At 74.1% G+C, this 16801-nt stretch carries 14 protein-coding genes and 1 pseudogene; 6 read left to right on the top strand and 9 right to left on the bottom strand.

Annotated elements, in window-relative coordinates; all coding sequences use genetic code 11:
- Both CPE01_RS14785 and CPE01_RS14790 read left to right on the top strand, forming a co-directional pair.
- Positions 1-268: pseudogene (locus CPE01_RS14785) on the top strand (methyl-accepting chemotaxis protein); the annotation flags it as partial.
- A 12-nt stretch (positions 269-280) separates the two neighbouring features.
- Entirely contained in the window at positions 281-1174 is an 894-nt protein-coding gene (locus tag CPE01_RS14790; RefSeq protein WP_146807586.1) for a GNAT family N-acetyltransferase, read from the top strand.
- Positions 1175-1285: 111 nt separating this feature from the next.
- On the opposite strand, the gene CPE01_RS14795 is transcribed toward CPE01_RS14790, so the two are convergent.
- The 6 genes from CPE01_RS14795 to CPE01_RS14825 form a co-directional block, all read right to left on the bottom strand.
- Positions 1286-2719 (bottom strand): cellulose binding domain-containing protein, encoded by a 1434-nt coding sequence (locus CPE01_RS14795; protein ID WP_186811566.1) that lies wholly within the window; start codon positions 2717-2719, stop codon positions 1286-1288.
- Between the two features lie 141 nt (positions 2720-2860).
- A complete protein-coding gene (locus tag CPE01_RS14800) occupies positions 2861-3922 on the bottom strand; it encodes a LacI family DNA-binding transcriptional regulator (RefSeq protein WP_186811567.1) in 1062 nt (353 codons plus the stop codon).
- Between the two features lie 37 nt (positions 3923-3959).
- Positions 3960-4796 (bottom strand): hypothetical protein, encoded by an 837-nt coding sequence (locus CPE01_RS14805; protein ID WP_146807589.1) that lies wholly within the window; start codon positions 4794-4796, stop codon positions 3960-3962.
- A gap of 89 nt (positions 4797-4885) precedes the next feature.
- Positions 4886-5524, bottom strand: coding sequence for a hypothetical protein (locus CPE01_RS14810; RefSeq protein ID WP_186811568.1), 639 nt, complete (start codon positions 5522-5524; stop codon positions 4886-4888).
- A 319-nt stretch (positions 5525-5843) separates the two neighbouring features.
- Positions 5844-7151: a glycosyltransferase gene (locus CPE01_RS14820; protein WP_146807590.1), complete on the bottom strand. Its 1308-nt coding sequence runs from the start codon at positions 7149-7151 to the stop codon at positions 5844-5846.
- Between the two features lie 129 nt (positions 7152-7280).
- Positions 7281-9512, bottom strand: a complete 2232-nt coding sequence (locus tag CPE01_RS14825; protein ID WP_146807591.1) for a glycoside hydrolase domain-containing protein — start codon at positions 9510-9512, stop codon at positions 7281-7283.
- Positions 9513-9725: 213 nt separating this feature from the next.
- On the opposite strand from CPE01_RS14825, the gene purN reads away from it, so the two are divergent.
- A complete protein-coding gene (gene purN, locus CPE01_RS14830; RefSeq protein ID WP_146807592.1) occupies positions 9726-10328 on the top strand; it encodes a phosphoribosylglycinamide formyltransferase in 603 nt (200 codons plus the stop codon).
- A 141-nt stretch (positions 10329-10469) separates the two neighbouring features.
- Here purN and CPE01_RS14835 read toward each other — a convergent pair whose 3' ends face one another.
- Positions 10470-11600, bottom strand: a complete 1131-nt coding sequence (locus tag CPE01_RS14835; protein WP_222592946.1) for a vitamin B12-dependent ribonucleotide reductase — start codon at positions 11598-11600, stop codon at positions 10470-10472.
- A gap of 2 nt (positions 11601-11602) precedes the next feature.
- Entirely contained in the window at positions 11603-12733 is a 1131-nt protein-coding gene (locus tag CPE01_RS14840) for an SPFH domain-containing protein (RefSeq protein ID WP_146807593.1), read from the bottom strand.
- A gap of 291 nt (positions 12734-13024) precedes the next feature.
- On the opposite strand from CPE01_RS14840, the gene CPE01_RS14845 reads away from it, so the two are divergent.
- The 3 genes from CPE01_RS14845 (at position 13025) to CPE01_RS14855 (ending at position 14853) form a co-directional block, all read left to right on the top strand.
- A complete protein-coding gene (locus CPE01_RS14845; protein WP_146807594.1) occupies positions 13025-13354 on the top strand; it encodes a WCX domain-containing protein in 330 nt (109 codons plus the stop codon).
- A 108-nt stretch (positions 13355-13462) separates the two neighbouring features.
- Entirely contained in the window at positions 13463-13804 is a 342-nt protein-coding gene (locus tag CPE01_RS14850; RefSeq protein ID WP_146807595.1) for a PadR family transcriptional regulator, read from the top strand.
- Between the two features lie 2 nt (positions 13805-13806).
- Complete coding sequence (locus CPE01_RS14855; protein ID WP_222592947.1) at positions 13807-14853, top strand: permease prefix domain 1-containing protein; 1047 nt, start codon at positions 13807-13809, stop codon at positions 14851-14853.
- 69 nt (positions 14854-14922) lie between these two features.
- On the opposite strand, the gene CPE01_RS14860 is transcribed toward CPE01_RS14855, so the two are convergent.
- Positions 14923-16659, bottom strand: coding sequence for a lipase family protein (locus CPE01_RS14860; protein WP_146807596.1), 1737 nt, complete (start codon positions 16657-16659; stop codon positions 14923-14925).
- Positions 16660-16801 lie beyond the last annotated feature (142 nt).

Raw genomic sequence — 16801 nt, forward strand, 5'->3', positions numbered from 1 at the left:
TGAGATCGGGGCGATCATCGCGTCGATCAACGACTACCAGCTCACCATCGCGACCGCCGTCGAGCAGCAGACCGCGACCACCAGCGCGATGTCGCGCGGTGTGGCCGAGGCCGCGACCGGCTCGGGCGAGATCGCCGCGAACATGACGGGCGTCGCGGACGCCGCGTTGTCGAGCACGCGCGCCATAGGATCGGTCTCCGACCACGTGGCCGAGCTCGCCAGCCTCTCGCGGAGCCTGCGCGAACGGGTGGCCACGTTCACCTTCTGACTCGGGGAGCACGTGAGCACCGACCTGCGCGAACTCGCAGCGCACGCCCTCGCCGAGGTCCCCATCAACACGGCGTTCGCGCGCGCGGTCGTCGACGAGACCGTCGAGGGCGACCTGTGGGCGGACCGTGCCGAGGAGCCGCGCGCGTTCCACGCGGTGCACCCGTACGGGATGTCGCTCGTGTGGGGTCCCGCGGTCGACGAGGCGCTCGACCTCGTCGTCGCGTACCTGGGCGAGCGCTGGGCCGCAGGCCAGGGCGAGTGGCTGCAGATCGAGCCGCGGTGGGCGTCGCTCGACTGGGACGGCCGGCTCGGCGCGGTCGCGTTCGAGGATCACGACGAGCTCGCGGGCGCCGGTCAGGTGGTCCGTCACACGCGCGTGAACTTCGCGTTCGACAGGGCCGCGTTCTGGGCGGAGCGGGACGCGCACCTGCCGACCGAACCCTGGCAGGTGCGGCGCGCGACGGCCGACGACTTCGAGTGGCCGGGCTCGGTGGTGCCGTCGGGCTTCTGGCCCGACGCGCAGACGTTCCTCGCGAGCGGCGGCGGCTGGGTCGTGGCCGACGGCGACGAAATCGCGGCGATGGCGTTCGCGTCGTACCGCGTCGACCAGCAGGTCGAGCTCGGTATCGAGACGGCACCTGCGTGGCGACGTCAGGGGCTGGCCACGACCGCCGCGGCGGCCATGATCGACAACCTGCTCGTCACGCACCTGACGCCCGTGTGGTCGTGCCGCGAGGACAACGTCGGCTCGTACCGCCTCGCGACGAGCCTGGGCTTCCGCCCCACGCTCCACCTGCCGTACTACCGCCTGCCCGCCGTCGCGCGGCCGACCCGTCGGTTCGGCTGGCGCCGGGACGCCGTCCCGTTCCGCAAGAGCCGGACGAGGACCGCATCGGATCGCTGAGCGGGCGGTGGGCCGACCGCCCGCCCAGCGGGTCCGGTGCCGGGCCGCGGAACAGCGCGGCACCGTCGCGAGCCGGCAGCGGGGACCGCGCGGCCGGCCCCCGCTGCGGACTCAGTCGCAGGTGAGCGTCACCGGGCCGGACGGTGCGGTGCCCGCCGCGACGAACCCGGCCTGGGTGGACGCCTTCGCGCCGAGCGACCCGTTCCACGGGGCGTTGCGCACGGTCGTCGTGCTGCCCGTGGTCGAGAACTCGCCGCTCCAGCCGGACTGGATCGTCGTCGACGGCGGCAGCGTGAACGACGTCCGCCAGGACGTGATCGCTGCCGCGCGCGCCGTGACCTCGATCGCGCCCTGGAACCCGCCGGGCCAGGAGCCGAGCACGGTGAGCACCGCGGTGCACCCGCCCGGGCCGCCCGTCGGCGACGAGGTCGGCGTGGGGGTCGGGGTGGGAGTCGGCGTCGGGGTGGCCGTCGGCGTAGGGGTGGGCGTCGGGGTCGGGGTCGGGTCCGAGCCGCCGACGACGAGCGCGAGGTCGCGTCCCGTGCCGGCGAACCACGGGTCGGCGACCCCGGCGGCGAACGCGGCGCGAGCCCCCGGCGACGACGTGATGGCCCACGCCTCCTCCTTGAGCTCGTCGAAGTAGGTCAGGAGCCGGATCTGCGGGTAGCGGCCCGCGGCGAGGTCGGCGAGCATCGTGCGGATCCAGGCGGCCTTGTCGCCGCCGTCCTCCGACGACGCGGTCTCGGCGACGACGATCGGCTTGCCGGGCGCGACCTGCGTCGCGATCCGGTACGCGTCACGGAACACGCCGTCGAACGACGTCCAGTAGTCGCCGGCGGGATCCCACGACGGGCCGCGACCCCAGTTGTAGCCGTCGATGCCGACCCAGTCGACGTACGCGTCTCCCGGGTACGCGCGGGCCGCCTCGTTCCAGGACGCGACGGGCGTCGAGCTCGCGTTGAACGTCCAGGCCCACTGCACGTTCGTCGCACCCGCGCCCGTGACGAGGTCGTGCACGTGCCGGTACGCGCGCACGTACTGCTGCGGGTCGTTGCCGTTGAGCCCGACGGCCCAGGGGTACCAGTTGCCGTTGAACTCGTGGCCCCACCGGACGATGATCGGCGTCCCGAGCGAGGCGAGCTCGGCGCCGCGGGCGCGGATGTAGGCGTCCCACTCCCCGTCGACGATCTCCTGCAGGCTGGGCTGGCCGGGGTCGGCGGCGGCGAGCGACGGGTCCCACGGCTCCCACGTCCAGTGCGGCATGATCCCGCGCGCCCACAGGTCGCGGGCCTGCTGCACGGGGAACGCGCGGCGGTTGCTCCACGCCTCGAACCACTGCACGGACGCGGGTTCGACGCCCGCGTCGGCGTGGAACCCGTCGGCCACCGCGGTCAGCGGGGACGTCTCGCGGAACACGCCCAGGTAGGTGCCGCGGCCGTCGTCGGACGGCGTGTCCGCGGCACCCGCGGGGGTGAGCGCGAGGCCGGCGACGACGAGCGTCGCGGCGGCCAGTGCGGTGGTGACGAGCGTGCGCGGTCGTCTCATCGAGCTCTCCATCGAGGTCGTCCACCGCGCGGCTGAGGTCGCGGTGGAGGAGGGGTCCGGCGGGCTGTGCGGCCTTGGTAAACGTTGTGAAAGTAGGGCTCGCGACGCGCGTCGGACAACGGTCCGACGAGGTCCGAAACGTTACGGATCGCGCCGGTCGGCCCCGGCGAGCGTCGAGCCCCGCACCCGCAGGTAGCCCTCGATCTCCTGCACGACGGCAGGGCGCGTCGGGTCGGCGATCCGCTCGGTGAGCGCCCGGACCGCCCGCTCGGCGAGCTCGTCCCGGCGGGGGTCGACCGTCGTCAGCCGCGGGAACGTGAACCGCGCGTCGACGATGTCGTCGATCCCGGCGACCGCGACCTCGTCCGGCACGGCGACACCCTCGTCGTGCAGCGCGCGCAGCGCCCCGATCGCGATCGAGTCGTTGACCGCGGCGACCGCGTCGAACCGCAGCCCGTCCCGGCGCGCGCGGACCACCGCGGCGTGCCCGGCGTCGTGGTCCCACAGCCCGACGTCGCGGACCAGCTCCGGGTCGAACGGCAGCCCGGCCGCCTCCAACGCCGCGCGGTGGCCGTCGAGCCGGCGTGCGGCCGAGGCGCTCGTCGTCGGGTCGCCGCCCAGGACCAGGATCCGCCGCCGACCCAGCCCGACGAGGTGCTCGGCGACCAGGCGCGCCGCCTCCTCGTTGCGGAACGTCACGTGGTCCAGCCCCGCGCCGAGCCGTCGCTCCCCCAGCACCACGGTCGGCGGCAGCGGCAGACGGTCGGCGAGGTCCTGCTCGTCGAGCGCGGTCGCGTTGAGCAGCAGTCCGTCCATGACGCTGCGCCGCGGACCGGAGAGCGCTCGGAGCTCGCCCTCGCGCGTGCCGTCGGTCTGCTCGATGAGCACGGTCAGCCCCCGGGCGGCGGCCGCCCGCACGATCAGCGCACTCAGCTCGTTGAAGTACCCCGACATCGACAGCTCGGGCACGGCGAGCCCGATCACCCCGGTCGTGCCGCGCCGCAGCCGGCGCGCGCTGAGGTTCGGCTGGTACGCGAGCGCCGCGACGGCCGACTCGACGCGCGCGGTCGTCGCGGGCGTGACCCGGCCCGTGCGGTTGACCACCTCGGAGACGGTCTTGATCGACACCCCGGCGAGGCGCGCGACGTCGTGCAACGTCGCCTGGCCGGCGCGGGCACCCTCCGGCCGCGAGCGCGCCGTCACCGCACCGCGACTTCCGTGTGCGCCCCGGTCCGCCGGGTCACGGCGCCGTCCCGGGCCGCTCCGGGGCCGCGGGCGGGCGCGCCGGGACCAGCTCGAGCACGCGGCGGGCCAGGGCGACACGGTCGGAGTCCGCGTGCCCGAACCGCCCGGCGGCCAGCCCGTCGGCGACCACCTCGCGCAGCGCGTGGGTCTCGCGCGAGGCCGGGTCGTGCAGCGCGAGGACCCGGGCGACGGCCAGCCCGTGGTACTGCTCGAACGCGCTGATCGGCTCGGTGATCGCCCGCGTCGCGACGGCGTGGCTGGCCGCGGGCGGGTAGCCGGCCATCATCGCCAGCGCCATGACGTGACGGCCCTCGGGCGTGCCCGGGTCCTCGTCGGACCCGTCGTCGTACAACGCCTCGAGCGCCTCGCGCGACGGTCGGCTCGCCTTCGCCGCGTCCGCCCACGCGCGCATCTGCAGCTCCTGCGCGGCCGAGCGCCGCCACCCGGGCGACGAGCGTCGGGTCCGCGCGAACCGTGCGATGTCCTCGGCGTTGCCCGCGATCAGCGCGCGCGCCTCGTCGCGCAGCTCGGCCGCACGCTCGAGATCACCGTGGCTCTCGGCCTCGTCTGCCTCGTCGAGCTTGCGTGCCACCGCGCCCAGCTCGACCTTGACGCCGCCCGCCTCGACCGCCGTGATCCGGTCCGCGAGCACCGCGACGAGCAGGAGCGCGATCCCGGCCGCGATCAACGCAGCCGTGCCGGCGCTGTTCTCGGAGACGAACACCGCGACGCAGCCCAGCACGACGAGGGCCGCCCCACCGATGCCGCACAGCACGCGCACGCTCGTCGGGACGCGCGGGACGGGCGCCTCCCGCGGGGTGGACCCGGGCATGTGCGCGTCCCCTTCGTCGGCTCACAGGACGTCGCGATTGTGGCGGTTCGCCCGCAGGCTGTCGACTCCCCTGGCTCCCGCCCGCGCCGTCAGTGCACGCGGCTCGCCGGGCCCCAGATGCCGAGCACACGGGGCAGGTGCCGCGACGACCGCGCACCGACGGCAAGCCCCGCCCCCCAGCCGGGCGCGCGCCACCCGTCGGGCGGACGCACGTCCTTCAGGTCGTGACCGGACGCGCGCAGCAGCCACGCGACCACCGAGTTCGAGTTCCACATGCCCGCGGTCCCGACCGGCCGGCCCCACGTCAGCTGCGGGACGTCGGACGTGCACGCGAGCAGCAGCCCCGCGCGCTCGTCGCCCTCGTCGAGCTCGGTGCGGGCCACCGCGTACGCGACGTCCGGGATCGCCACGCCGGGCCGCACGCGCACCTCGTACCGGAACCACCGCGAGCGCCCCAGCACCTTCAGGCCGACCGGCCCCGAGACCGCCACAGCCGTGCCGGGCGGTCCCGTCCACGCCGGGACCATCTCGACGGTCCACGTGCCGCGCGCGCTCTCGTCGCGGCCGGGCGGGGGCGGCAGGTGGACGACGAGCGCAGCGTGCACGAGCCTGCGCGGCCGACGACGCGCGATCGCGGCGACCACCCGCTCGTAGAGCCATCCGCTCACGGCGACGACGGAGACCCGTTCGCCCGCGCCCACCGGCACCCACACGACCTCGACTGCCACGACCCCTCCACCCTGAGTGCAGCCCGCTGCCCCCAGGTTCCCGCCGCGCACCGGCCCGCGCGACGGCCCAACGGCCCACCACCCGATCCCCGTCCCACCCGCTCCGCGCCGACCTCCGGACGCCGGTTCGTCGGTCCCGCGCCGATCTCCGGACGCCGGTTCGTCGGTCCCGCGCCGGTTCGTCGGCTCGCGGCGACGAACCGACGCCCAGACGACGAACCGGCACCCGCGAGCAACGAACCGGCGCGGAGCTGTCGTGCGGGCGCGGGCGGGTGCTGAGGGGCGTATGGGCGTCGGGGGTGGGGTGGGGGTGGGGGGTTCAGGGGGTGAGGGCGGGGGTGCGGGTGGTGGCGGCGACGCGGGCGAGGATCTTGTCCAGCACCGCGCCGCGCTCGAACTGGAGCGCGTGCTCGCGGGCGCGCGCGGACCAGGCGCGGCGCTCGTCGTCGTCCATCGCGACGACCTTGTCGATCGCCGCCGCGATCGCGGCCGGGTCGGACACCGGCACGATCAACGCCGTGTCCCCGACGGCTTCCCCGATGCCGCCGGTCTCGGTGGTCACCACGGGTCCGCCGCCGGACAGCATGTTCTCGACGAGCGCGATGCCGAACGTCTCGACGAACTCCGGCCGCGGCTTGGACGGCAGCACGAACGCGGTGCAGCCGGCCATGAGGTGCACCTTCTCGTCGTCGGGTACGTCGTGCAGGAACGTGACCAGGTCGCCGTGGCCGGACGCGGCCGCGAGCGCGTGCAGCTCGTCGGCCTGGGGTCCGTTGCCGGCGATCACCAGACGCTGGCCGGCGGCGGGTGCACCGGAACGCGCCCATCCGGCGATGAGGTCGTCGACGCCCTTGGCGTGCGCGAGCCGGGACAGGAAGAGCACGTACCCGCCCCGGGTCAGGCCGCGCGCGGCGAGCGCCCGCGCGGTCTCGTCGTCGTCGTGCGTGAGGTACGCGGCCACGTCGATCGCCGGGTACGAGATCGCGACGCGCTCGGCGAGCTGCGCGGCGAACCGCGTCCCGTGCTCGGCGTCGAGCGCGGCGGCCTCGGCGACGACGAGGTCGCGCGTGTACCGCGAGACCGCGAGGCACACGTCGTGCTCGAGGTAGGACGCGAGCACGTGCGCGGCCGCGCCGAACCGGCCCTCCTCGACGCACGCGCGGACGACGTTGGTGACGTCCGACCCGACCGCCTCGGCGACGGTCACGACGTCCACGGGCAGGCCGGTCCGCCGGGCGACGTGCACGGCGTCGGCGATCGCGGTCGCGTGCGGCGACAGGTACAGCGACATCGCGACGGTCGGCACGCCGTCGGTGAACAGCTCGACGAGCCGCCCGGTCAGGCCCGCGAGCCAGCGGCCGTCGGGCACCTTGTAGTCGCCGACGGGACCGGGCCGTTCGACCACGATGCCCGGGCGGTACGGCAGGACGCCGTCGAGCGGCTTGAGCGGGAGACCGGCGGCCTGCAGGCGGTCGATCGGCCACGTGACGATGCGGACCTCGTCGAACCCGCGGTCGAGCGCGGCCTCGGCGAGGTTGCGCGCCTCGCCGGAGTGGCCGCAGATCACGGGATCGGCGCGGACGACGACGACGAGTCGGCGGTTCGGGCGGGCGACGGGTGCGGTCACGGTCGTCGTCCTCTCGGGTCGGGGGTCGGGGACCAGGTCAGCGGGTCTGCTCGGCGGGCCCGGCAGTGGATCTGCCGGAGGCGTCGGGCGGGGTCGAGCACGGATGGCGCGGGGCGGGACGGGGCGACGTCAGGGCGTCGTCGGACGCGTGAACGGCACGCCGACGGGCGGCCGGGGTGCGCTGGGTGGGCGATGTCGCGTGCCCCAGCCGGACGGCTCCGGCCCCAGCCCGATCAGCAGACGCCCGCCGCGGTGCAGCTCGGTGCCGGTCAGGTACGGCCGGTCGAGCGGCTCGCCGTCGAGGTGGACGGACTGCACGTGCTGCACCGGCCCACCCGGTTCGGGTTCGACGAAGCCGGTCGTCTCGATCGACAGCGGCGCACCCGCCACGTCGAGCCGCGCCTCACGCCAGGCGGGCGCGTTGAGCAGGAACAGGTTCTGACCGGCCACGGGGAACAGCCCGAGCGACGCCCACACGTACCAGGACGACAGTCCGCCGGAGTCGTCGTTGCCGGGCAGGCCGCCGCGGCCCGTGCCGAACTGCTGCTGCACGACGTCGTGCACCACCTGCGCGGTGCGGTCGGGCCGCCCGGCGTACATGTACGACCAGGGCGCCTCCATGTCGGGCTCGTTGTTGAGCCCCTCGAACCGGTGCAGCGCGTACCCGGCCGCCATCTCGTCGGCCCCGGGCGCGAGGCCCGGCTGCTTGACGGGGTCCGCACCGACGCCGAAGAACCGGTCGAGCATGGCGACGAACGCGTCGTCGCCGCCCGCGAGCGCGATCCGCGACGCCATGTCGTGCAGCAGGCGGAACGAGTAGTTCCACTTGCCGCCCTCGTACCAGGTCGAGTCGACGAGCAGGCCGTCGGTCGGGTCGAACGCGCGCGACCACCCGCCCGCGAGCGCGCCGAGCTGGTCGACGAGCATGCGGTCCCCCACGCGTGCCGCGACGACCGCCGTGCACCAGTAGCCGAACGCGATGTCGAGCGTGTGGCTGACCGGGTGCGTGATGCCCGTGATCAGGTACTCCTCGCCGTACGTGCGGCGCAGGTCGTCGTGCATGTGCACCAGCGCCCAGTCCCAGTCGACGCCGGGCAGCTCGAGCGCGCACAGGTCCGCCAGGAACGTGTGCGCGAGCGCGGAGCCCTGCCGCGAGAAGCGGTCCGCGCCGCGCGCCATGCGGTAGCCGATCGGGAGGTTGCCCTCCTCCTCGGCGATCTGCAGCAGCGCGTTCGCGAGCTCGACCGCCCGGTCGGGCACGAGCGCCGTCATGAGCGGCAGGTGCGTGCGGTAGATGTCCCACATCGTCGACAGGTCGAACGCAAACGGCCCTGGCGTCGGCCAGAACGGCGACTCGTCGGGGGCCAGGCACGGCTTGATGAGCGAGTGGTACAGCGCGGTCGCCATGACCGTCTCGCGGTCCGAGGACGGTGTGTCCACCGCGACCTTGCCCAGGTGCTCGCGCCAGACGTCGCGCGTCGCGGCCCGACGCGCGTCGAACGACGACGGACCCGGCCCGCACTCGCGCTCGAGCGACCCGCGCGCCTGCTCGACGCCCCGCAGCGAGAACCCGAACCGCAGCTCGACCACCTGGCCCGCGTGCGTCGGCCCGGCCCACATGAGACCGAACGGCCGCAGCGTCGTCGGCCGGATGCGGTCGAAGTCCAGGCGCGTGCCGCCGGGCATGAGGCGGCGGTCGTACCAGAGCATCTGCCGCCACCCCGGGGCGTCGCACTCGACGTGCACCGCGAGCGGCGCACCCTCGACCACGACCTCGCCCTCCGCCGAACCCGGCCCGACCGCGCCCAGGTGGGCGCGCAGCGGCACGGTCCGGCCGAACGGGATGTCCAGGCCGCCGAGCGAGAAGTCGATGACCACACGCGCGTCGTGGTGCGCGGGGAACGTGTACCGGTGCACCGCGGACTTCGGCCCGACGGTGATCTCCGCGCGCACGCCCGACGCGAGCGTCGCCGCGTAGTACCCCGGCTCCGCCTGCTCGTCGACGATCTCCCACGTGCGGCCCAGGTCGTCGAGCGGACGCAGCATCGGCGTGACGCGCAGGTAGTTGTAGTACTTGCGGATCGCGCCGGTCCCGGACTGCTGGAAGTGCGTGAACCCGCTCGCGACGAGCCGGTCGTGCAGCACGGGCGGGACGCCCTCGGTCGACAGGTCGTACCGGCCGTACCCCGTGGGGTACGCGCCCGAGTACGCGCACGCCGAGACCATCCCGAACGGGTACGTCGCCCCCGGGTGCGTGTTCCCGACCTGCGGCTTGGGCCACCACCACGTCGCGGCCAGGCCGGTGGGCGCGGGCAGGTCGGTCGCGTCCGTGCCGATGAACGGGTCGACGTGCTCGAACATCCGCCCTCCCCTGCGACGTGCTGCGGCTGCGTGCGCTGCGGCGACGACGACGCGCGGGCGACCGCGCTGTCGTTGCTCCGTTCCCGTGACGGTACGAGCGCAGTGTGACAGCCGTGTTGCGCACAGATCACGCTCCTCCCGGCCGTTGCGCAGCACACGCCGGCCGGACAGACCGCGGCGTCCCGCGACGACCCGCGCTCCTATGCTGTGCGCGTGACCACCCCCACCCCTGACGTCCCGCGCGCGCGCCTGGCGATCCTCGCGTCCGGCACCGGCTCGACCGCCGCGGCGATCATGGACGCGGCGGGCACGACGATCGACGCGACCGTCGCCCTGGTCATCAGCAACAACAGCGGCTCGGGCGCGCTCGAGCACGCGCGCACCCGCGGCGTGCCGACCCTGCACCTGTCCGGTGTGACCCACCCCGACCCCGACGCGCTCGACACCGCGATGGTCGAGGCGCTCGCGGACGCACGCATCGAGCTCGTCGTGCTGGCCGGGTACATGAAGAAGCTCGGCCCGCGCACGCTCGACGCGTTCGCCGGACTCGTCGTGAACACCCACCCCGCGCTCCTGCCCGCGTACGGCGGCCAGGGGATGTACGGGGACCGCGTGCATGCCGCGGTGCTCGCCGACGGCGCGACGCAGACCGGCGCGTCGGTGCACGTCGTCACGGCGGAGTACGACGAGGGTCCGGTGCTCGCCCAGGCGGTCGTGCCCGTCGAGCCGGGCGACGACGTCGCCGCCCTGCGCGCACGCGTCCAGGCCGCGGAGAAGTCCCTGCTCCTCGACTGGCTCGCCACCCACTTCCGCTGAGCCCCGCCCCCACGGCGCACTCCCCCGGTCGCCGCGGCCGGGTCCCGGTCGGGTCGGCCTCCGCCGACCGAGCTCACCGCACACGACGACGGCGGCCACTGACCGCTGGTCAGGGCCGCCGTCGGGCGTGGGACGAGGTCGCTAGCTGCGGTTGTACAGCCAGAACACGACCCCGGCCACGACGAGGCCGACGACCACGGCCGCGATGATCTTCGGGACGCTGTACGGGCGCTCCCCGACGACCTCACCGGTGTTCGCGTTGACCATGACCTGCCACTGCTTGCCGGCGTACATGAACGTCGCGATCCAGATGGGCAGCAGGATCAGCTTGAACATCACCTGCGAGTAGGTGGTGTCGATGTGGTGGATCCGCTGCTCGTCGCCGCCGATGTCGCGCTTGACGTCCGCGCGGATCTCGTCGTCCATGATCTGCTTCGCCTCGGCGTACCCGGCCTGCGGGTCGACGTCGTACCGCACCGCCGAGTGCCCGATGAGGTACTCGGACGTGAACGGCTTGACCGCGCCGAGCGTCCACGGGCCGAGCTTGCTGACGCGGTTGCGCGGCAGCGTGGTCGACGCGGGGATCAGCAGGTCGTCGAACGTGTTGCGGATGCGACCGCTCGCGTGGTGCCAGCGGGTGCGCTGCACCTCGTGGTCACCTTGCTTCTCGGTGTAGTGCTCACCGCGCTGACCCGTGTAGTCGCTCGTCGTCGTGGCGTCGTACGTCCAGTGCGGGAGGTACGTGCCGCGGATCGACTCGGTGTCGCCGACCTGCTTGAGCGCGTTCGGGGCGAACCAGCGGCTGCGCACCCAGCTCTTGACGTTCTCACGTGCGCCGCGGCTGTCGATCAGGAAGGGCAGCACGCCCTCGGGCGGGATGATGCCCTCGGGGTTCTCCGCGGCGACGAGGTTGCCGCCGCAGAACTGGCAGTGGCCCGCGATGTCCTTGGTCTCGGTGCTCGCGCCACATCCGTCGCACGCGAGCACCTGGCCCCCGATCGAGGCGACCTGGTAGCCGCGGTTGCCGGCCAGCCACTGCTCGTACGAGTGCTCCGAGACGGACTCGTCGTCGCCGTGCGTGATCTCGACCGCGTGCCCGCACGAGTCGCAGACCAGCGCGGACGTGCCTGCGCCGAACGTGAGCGACGAGCCGCAGACCGGGCAGCGACCCCGCTCGACGGCGGCGGTGTCCTCGCCCCAGCCCGCGGTGGCGGCCGTGGGGCGGTCGTCGGCCTCCGGGAAGGGCGGGGGCGTGAGGGCGTCGTTGGTCATCGTCAGGCCCCCGGCGTCGCGGCGGTCGGCGGCAGCGGCGGCGGCGCGGTGAACAGGCCGGCGAGGTGCGGGACCTGGCCGGCGGCGGTCCACGCGGACAGGCCCTGCTTCCAGACGAGGGTGTCGCGCGAGACCTGGCCCGTCCCGACGAGCTGCGCGAGCGCCTCGGGCGTCACCGGGCCGGCCTGGGCGTTGCCCGTCGAGTAGTACCAGAGCTCGTCCGTGATCGGCAGCGGCGGCGGACCGGCCGGGGCGGCGGGGGCGGCCGGCGCCTGGTTCGCCTGCGCGATGGCCTGTGCCATCTGCGTGCCCATCGCCATGCCCATGCCGAGGCCCATGCCCTCGCCCGGGCCGCCCGGGTTCTTCGCGGCGTCGCCGATCGCGGTGGCGGTCTGGAACTTGGTGAACTGGTCCAGGTCGCCCAGCACGCCCATCTGGGTGCGCTTGTCGAGCGCGGCCTCCACCTCGGGCGGCAGCGAGACGTTCTCGATGACGAACTTCGGGATCGTGACCCCGAACTCCGCGAGCTCGGCGCTCAGCGCCGGCGCGAGCGTGGCGGACAGCGACTGCTGGTTCGCGGCGAGGTCGAGCATCGGGATGCCCGAGCTCGCGATCGCCGGCGCGAGGTGGCCGATGACGTTCTGCCGGAAGAACTCGCCGATCTCGTCGGTGCGGAAGTTCGAGTCCGTCCCGACGAGCTGGCGCAGCAGCGCCGACGGGTCGCTGACCTGCAGCGAGTACGTGCCGAACGCGCGCAGCCGGACCATGCCGAACTCCGGGTCGCGCAGCGTGATCGGGTGCTGCGTGCCCCACTTGAAGTCGGTGAACTGCCGCGTCGCGACGAAGTACACCTCGGCCTTGAACGGCGAGTTGAAGCCGTACTTCCACCCCTTGAGGGTCGACAGGATCGGCAGGTTCTTGGTCTCGAGCGTGTAGTGACCCGGGGTGAACACGTCGGCGATCTGGCCCTCGTTCACGAAGACCGCGACCTGGCCCTCACGGACGATCAGCTGTGCCTGGTTCTTGATCTCGTTCCCCTGCCGCGGGAAGCGCCACACGATCGTGTCCCGCGAGTCGTCGAGGAACTCGATGATGTCGATCAGCTGACCGCGCAGCTTGTCCGCAAAGCCCATGCGTTACTCCTTCGTCGAGGCGGGTCCCGCCCGCGCCGGGTGGCGCACGAGGGACGTCCACCGGCGGCTCCCACTTGAGGTCCTGGGGGCCTGGGTCTCTACCGGCGAACGGAGTAGCGTCCCAGGTCAGAGCGGTGCCGTCCAGTACCTCTTTGCCATCTCGTGACGGATTCACGCCCAACGAGCGGGTCGGCAGGGTCCGTTCACACGAACGGAGGACCACGGGCGGGGGCGCCGCGACGGGCGTCGTCGGCACGTCCGCGGCGGCCGCACCCCGCCCGCGGTCCCCTCGTGGGCGGTGGTGGCTCAGGCGAAGAACGTGCGCAGGCGCTCGTCCTGCGCGACGTCGCCGAGCAGGGCTACACGGTGCACGCGCGCATCACCGTGGACGCGCCCGCCGACGAGGTCCTCGCGCGGATCAACCCGACGGTGGGGGTCGTCGAGCGGGTCGACGACGACCACTGCGTGCTGGTCACCGGTGCCGACAGCGTCCACACCATCGCGGCGTACATCGGCATGCTCGGCATGGACTTCCACGTCACGGACCCGCCGGAGCTCGTCGCCGCCCTCGAGCTCATGGCCGCCCGGTACCTGCGCGCCCTCCCGACGCACCGCCCCTGACCCGCCCCACGCCCCGACGCCCCGAGCCGCCCGGCCGGGGCGAGCGCCGGGTCACGGCATGCGGGTACCGTATGGGCTGGACGATAGTGTGCGACGCACAGTAATGTGATGGACGTGACGGAGCGCGAGACACTGGATGGCCACCTGCAGGAGCTGCGCCGCGGCACCGTGGTGCTGGCCTGCCTGCGCCTGCTCGAGCGCCCCGGGTACGGCTACGGGCTCCTCGAAGAGCTCGCCGCCCGCGGGTTCGAGACGGACGCCAACACGCTCTACCCGCTCCTGCGCCGCCTGGAGAAGCAGGGGCAGCTCACGAGCGAGTGGAACACCGACGAGGCGCGGCCGCGCAAGTTCTACCGGACCAGCCCGCAGGGCCGGCAGCTCGCGACCGTGCTGACCGACGAGCTGCGCGCGATCGCCGCTGCGGTCGACGCCCTACCCGGCAAGGAGTGACCATGAACCGCCCGATCGACCGCGAGCACGCAACCGGCACGGCCACCACCCCCGCCCGGGTCCCGGCGGGCGCATCGACCGCTGCCGCCACCCGCGCCGCCGACCTCACCGCGCGGTACGTGGACGCCGCGATGCGCACGGTGCCCGAGGCGCAGCGCGCGGACCTCGCCGCCGAGCTGCGCGCGTCCATCGACGACCAGGTCGAGGCCCGGATCGCCGACGGGGAGGACCCGCACTCCGCCGAGCGCGCCGTGCTCACCGGTCTCGGCGACCCGGACCGGCTCGCCGCCGGGTACACCGACCGCCCGCTGTACCTGATCGGCCCGCGCCTGTTCCTCGACTGGTGGCGCCTGCTGAAGCTGCTCCTGGCGATCGTCGTGCCGGCCGTGATGGGCGCGGTCGCGCTCGGTGGCGCGCTGGACGAGGACCCGTTCGGCGCGATCATCGGGTCGGTCGTGGTGACCGGCCTGGGCGTCGCGGTGCACCTGGCGTTCTGGACGACGCTCGTGTTCGCGATCGTGGAGCGGTCGGCGGGCAAGGACGCCGCGCCGTTCGCGCCGTGGAGCGTCGACAAGCTGCCCGAGCAGCAGGACTCGGGCCGGAGCGTCGCCGAGCTCGTGACGTCGCTGGTGCTGCTCGCGGTCGCGGCCGGAGCCGTGATCTGGGACCACGCGCGGGGGCTCGTCGTGACGAGCCAGACCGACGAGTCCTTCCTCGACCCGTCGCTGTGGCCGACGTGGACGACGGGCCTGTTCGTCCTGCTCGCAGCCGAGGCGCTGCTCGCGGTGACGGTCTACGCGCGTCGTCGGTGGACCACGCCGCTGGCAGCGGTGAACGCGCTGCTCGACGTCGGGCTCGCCGCCGGTGTCATGTGGCTGTACTCGCAGGACCGGCTGGTCAACCCGGAGTTCTTCGCGTCGCTGGTCGACGAGGACGCCGCCGAGGTGACGTCGATCGTCTCGACCGTGCTGCTGTTCGTGATCGTCGGCAGCGCGGTGTGGGACGCGATCGACGCGTTCCGCAAGGCGCGCCGGGCCGGTCCGGCCTGACCCGCGGATCCGCCCACCCTTCCCCACGGGCCCCGGCGCACGCGGGCCGCGACGGGCCGACCGGAGACGTCAGCAGGTGTCGGTGGCCGGCTCGTCGGCGAACCGCTGCTGGGTCCAGACGAACAGCTCGTCGATCGCGGGTGAGCCGGGCTCGACCAGCGGCACGTGGTTCAGCCCCGCGTACGTGCGGTAGTCGACGGCGTACCCGGCGTCGCACCGCGCCCGCACGTAGGCGTCCTGGGCGGAGGTCAGCACCAGCGAGTCCGCCGCACCCTGCCCGACGAGCACGGGCGCGGCGATCGGGCCGCTCGGCACGTTCTGTGCGAGACGGTCGTGCAGCGCGCCGCGGTCCGGGTCGCCGTCCCAGATGGGCTTGTCGAGGACGAGCGACGAGAGCACCGAGACGAGCACGCCCGGGTCCTCGAGGCACCGCTGCGCCATCTCCCGCACGAGCGTGCGCGCGGCGGGTCGCACGTACTCGTCGAACGACACGTCCGGGTAGGTGCGGGTGTAGCCCTCGGCGACGTACGCGGCGAACAGCTCGCCGCCGGTGATGCCGTCGAGGCTGTGCACCAGCGCGGGCAGGTTCGCGGCGGGCGCGAGCGCCGCGACGCCGTCGATCGCGAGCTCGGGCGCGTACGACGACGCGAGCACCCCCGTCCACAGCGCGGCCGCGCCGCCCTGCGAGTGCCCCCACACCACGGTCTCGTCGGCGAGCGCGACGCCGTCGAGCTGGTGCGCCGCACGGATCGAGTCGAGCACCGAACGCGCGGTCGCGTCGCCGACGAGGTACGCGTGCGGTCCCTGCGTGCCGAGCCCCACGTAGTCGGTCGCGACCATCGCCCAGCCGTGCGCCGCGACCTCGTCGGCCACGAACATCGCCCCCGACGACAGGCCGGACTCCAGCACCGACGGCGCGCAGCCGGGCGACGCACCCGTGGTCCCGTGCGCCCACGTGATGACGTCCGCGGGCCGCGCGTGCTCCCCGACCGCCGACTGCGGCACGAGCACCAGACCCGACGCGACCGCGGGCGTGCGGTCGTCCCGCGTCGTCGTGAACAGGATCCGCCAGGCCACGACGCCCTCCGGGACGAACTCCGCCTCGAACCGCTCGCTGCGGATCAGCTCCCCCGGCTGCGCGGGCACGGAGTCGGGCGGGGTGTAGAACGCGTCCGGGCGGTGCGCGCCGCGGTTCAGGCCCACGCTGACGGCCGCGACGACGAGCGCGAGCACCAGCACCGCGACGTTGCCGCCGAGCCGCCACCGCCCGGCCCGTGCCCGTGCGCGTGGCGGTCGTCGCGCACCGCGGCCCGTGACCGCGCCGACGACCTCGCGCGCACCGAGCATCACGACCTTCAGACCGAAGACCAGGCCGACGACGAGCAGCGTCACGTCCGGCCACGCGAGAGCCACGAGCCCCAGCAGCACCGACGCCGCTCCCCCGAGCCACGCGTTCCAGCGCGCGCTGGATCTCGCGCGCACGCCCGCCAGCACGTCGAGCACGCCGTCCACGACGAGCGCCACACCGACGACGACCGCGAGCACCCGGATCGTCGGACCGGGCCACCCCACGACGACGACCGCGGCCGCGACGTAGAGCGCACCGGACGCCCAGCGCAGCGCGCCGCCCTCCCGGGCGGCTGTCACGAGCTGCGCCACACCCGCTGCGACGAGTCCGACGATCGCTGCGATCAGCAGCACCGCGAGCGACGAGAACGGCCGCAGCGCCAGGAACAGGCCGACGAGCACCGCGACGACCCCGAGCACGAGCCGCGCCCACCGCAGCGCGACACGACCCTGGGCCATGGCGCCACGGTAGCGAGGTATCACGCGCCCGGCGTCGCGCTCCTCACCCACGCCTGGGCGGCAGGGTCGCCACCCACCGGCTCGTCCCCCACCCCGATCCGCCACCTGCGCGGACGCCGGCACCCCCGCCGGTCCCGCAGAC

This window comes from Cellulomonas persica, assembly GCF_007989825.1.
Taxonomy (GTDB): Bacteria; Actinomycetota; Actinomycetes; order Actinomycetales; family Cellulomonadaceae; genus Cellulomonas; species Cellulomonas persica.